This is a genomic window from Immundisolibacter sp., from assembly GCF_028696615.1.
Taxonomy (GTDB): Bacteria; Pseudomonadota; Gammaproteobacteria; order Immundisolibacterales; family Immundisolibacteraceae; genus Immundisolibacter.
The window spans coordinates 1-2614 of record NZ_JAQVGQ010000314.1 but is presented as its reverse complement, the minus strand read 5'-3'; the positions used below and the strand labels follow the sequence as shown (position 1 = coordinate 2614).

General features: G+C 75.4%; 4 protein-coding genes. All 4 read right to left on the bottom strand.

All coding sequences use genetic code 11. The annotated features are described in order from the left end of the window. Nucleotides 1-249 (bottom strand): ATP-binding protein (locus tag PHC73_RS13750; protein ID WP_300129387.1); only part of this gene is annotated, 249 nt, incomplete at its 3' end. Further along, complete coding sequence (locus PHC73_RS13745) at nucleotides 236-1504, bottom strand: N-acetylmuramoyl-L-alanine amidase (RefSeq protein WP_300129386.1); 1269 nt, start codon at nucleotides 1502-1504, stop codon at nucleotides 236-238. The genes PHC73_RS13750 and PHC73_RS13745, both read right to left, overlap by 14 nt. Continuing rightward, nucleotides 1501-1956, bottom strand: a complete 456-nt coding sequence (gene tsaE / locus PHC73_RS13740; RefSeq protein ID WP_300129384.1) for a tRNA (adenosine(37)-N6)-threonylcarbamoyltransferase complex ATPase subunit type 1 TsaE — start codon at nucleotides 1954-1956, stop codon at nucleotides 1501-1503. The genes PHC73_RS13745 and tsaE overlap by 4 nt, the downstream gene beginning before the upstream one ends. Then, nucleotides 1934-2614: NAD(P)H-hydrate dehydratase (locus PHC73_RS13735; RefSeq protein ID WP_300129383.1), on the bottom strand; the 681-nt coding region annotated here is incomplete at its 5' end. The genes tsaE and PHC73_RS13735, both read right to left, overlap by 23 nt.

The following is a 2614-nucleotide window of genomic DNA, read 5'->3' as shown; positions in this document are numbered from 1 at the left end:
GTGGCGGCGCAGCGCCAGCGGCAGTTCCGCGGCCGGGATGCCGGCGCCGTCGTCGCGCACGCGGATCAGCCCGACGCCGCCCTGCTCCAGCGTCACCTCGATGCGCCGGGCGCCAGCGTCGAGGGCGTTTTCGAGCAGCTCCTTGACGATCGACGCCGGCCGCTCGACCACCTCGCCGGCGGCGATCTGGTTGGCGAGCTGCGCCGGCAGTTCGCGGATCGGCCGGCGCGTGGCCTCAGCCGCCGTCATCGGCGGCGCGCAGCGCCGGCGTGCGGCCGGTCTGCGCCTCGGCCAGCGCCTGGCGCAGGCGCGGCTCGGTTTGCAGGTAGTCGCGGATGCCGGCCAGCAGCGCAGCGGCAAAGCGGCGCCGGAAGTTGGCATCGGCCAGCTTGCGCGCCTCAGTGGGGTCGGAAATGAAGGCGGTCTCGACCAGTACGGACGGCACTTGCGGGGACTTCAGCACCATGAAACCGGCCTGCTGCACGTCCGAGCGGTGCAGCTTGTTCACGTCGGCGATGCGGTCGAGCAGCCGCTCGCCCAGGCGCAGGCTGGCCTCGATGGTGGCGTTCTGCGACAGGTCGAGCAGCACCGAGCGCAGCATCCGGTCCTGCCCGGCCGCGGCCAGGCCGGCCGGCATGCCGGCGGCGTTCTCGCGCGCCGCCAGCAAGCGCGCCGCCTCGCTGCTGGCGCCGTGCTCGGACAGCGCATAGACGCTCGAGCCGCGGGCGCCGCCGCCGGCCACCGCATCGGCATGGATGGACAGGAACAGGTCGGCCTTGTGCCGGTGCGCCACCGCCGTGCGTTCGCGCAGCTCCAGGAAACGGTCGTCGTTGCGCGTGAGCACGGCGCGCATGCCACGCTGGGCGTTGATCTGGGCGGCGAGCTCGCGCGCCAGCGCCAGCGTGACGGTTTTCTCGTACAGCCGACCGGGGCCGACGGCGCCCACGTCGTGCCCGCCGTGGCCGGCGTCGATCACCACCGTCACCGCGCGGGCCGATTGGGTGCGCAGGACCGGCGCCGGGGGGGTGTCGGCCGCTTGCGGTCGGGAGATCGGCGCCGCTTTGGCCACCGTGGCCGGTTGGCGCGCGGCAGGCGCCGGGCGTGCCGCCGCCTTGGGCGCTGCAGCAGGCGTCGTGCCCAGCACGTCGAGCTGCAGCCGCGGGCCCTGGCCGCCGGCGGCCGGCAGCGTCGTCTGGCGCCATTTGGCGGGTCCTGCCAGGTCGAACACCACGCGCAGCTGACCGCCGGGCTGCGGGCCCTGGCGCACGCCGCGCAGCACGCCGCCGGTGGGCGCCGCCAGCGCGCCGCGCGCGCTGGTGGCCGGCAGGTCGATCACCAGGCGGTCGGGGGCCGACAGCGCAAACACCTTGCCGGCGGTCGGCGCGCTGAGCTCCAGCGTCACCCGAGTGCCGCCGGCGATGGGGGCGTAGCGCACGGCGCGCAGTTCGCCGGCGCCGACGGCCAGCGGCAGCAGCGCCAGCACGCAGCAGAGAAATCGTTTCATGTCAGCGCTTCCAGGGTGCGTTCACCGGCCGGGCCGTGGGCGCGGGCGCGCAGCCGACGGCCGCTGCCGGCCATCTGAAGGGCGAGCTCGAGGTCCGGCACCGGCAACCAGCCGGCGCCGTGCTCGGGCCACTCGATCAGGCACAGGTGGCGGCCGTCGAACAGCTCGCGGGCGCCGATGTGCTCCAGTTCCTCGGCGTCGGTGAGCCGGTACAGGTCGAAGTGGCAGACCGGCTGGCCGGCCACGGTGTAGGTTTCGAGCAGCGTGTAAGTGGTGCTGCGCACCGTGCCGGTGTGGCCGAGCGCGCGCAGCAGGCCGCGCACCAGCGTGGTCTTGCCGGCGCCGAGCGGGCCTGTGAGGTAAATGCACAGCGGCTGCGTGAGCGCATGCGCCAGGCGCGCTCCGAACGCGAGCTGCGCGGCTTCGTCCTCAAGCATCCAGCTGCGCTGCATGGTCGATTCCGTTCAGTAGCGGCGCCAGCGCGTCCAGCAGATCGCCGGCCAGCAGGCCGCGCTCGCCGCGCCGCGCGGCGACGGCATCGGCGGCCGCGCCGTGCAGGCAGGCAGCCAGCGCCGCCGCGGCCGGCGCCGGCAGGCGCTGCGCCAGAAGGCCGGCGACCAGGCCGGTCAGCACATCGCCCATGCCGCCGCTGGCCATGCCGGGGTTGCCGTAGGGCAGCACGCCGACCGGCGACTGCCCGTCGCACAGCAGCGTGCCGGCGCCCTTGAGCAGCACCACGCCGCCGTAGCGCCGTTGCAGCGCGCGCACCGCGCCGTAGCGGTCGGCCTCGACCTGCGCCGTGGTGCTGGCGAGCAGGCGCGCCGCCTCGCCGGGGTGCGGGGTGAGAATCCAGTCGTCGCGCCGCTGCGGGGCCTGCGCCAGTAGGTTCAGCGCATCGGCATCCACCACCAGCGGCCGGCCGCAGGCAAGCGCCGCCGTCCACAGCGCGCGGCCGAAAGCGCCCTGGCCCAGGCCTGGCCCGATCGCCACCACGCCGGCGCGCTCGAACAAGGGCGCAAGGTCGGCCGCGTCGTCCACGCCGCGCACCATCAGCTCCGGTCGCGCCGCCAGCAGCGCCGGCACGTGCGCCGGGCGCGTCGCCACGCTGGT

What these genes read in the sequence shown, in the direction of transcription:
- PHC73_RS13745 (WP_300129386.1), bottom strand. Translation starts at nt 1,504, where the DNA reads ATGAAACGATTTCTCTGCTGCGTGCTGGCGCTGCTGCCGCTGGCCGTC.
- tsaE (WP_300129384.1), bottom strand. Translation starts at nt 1,956, where the DNA reads ATGCAGCGCAGCTGGATGCTTGAGGACGAAGCCGCGCAGCTCGCGTTC.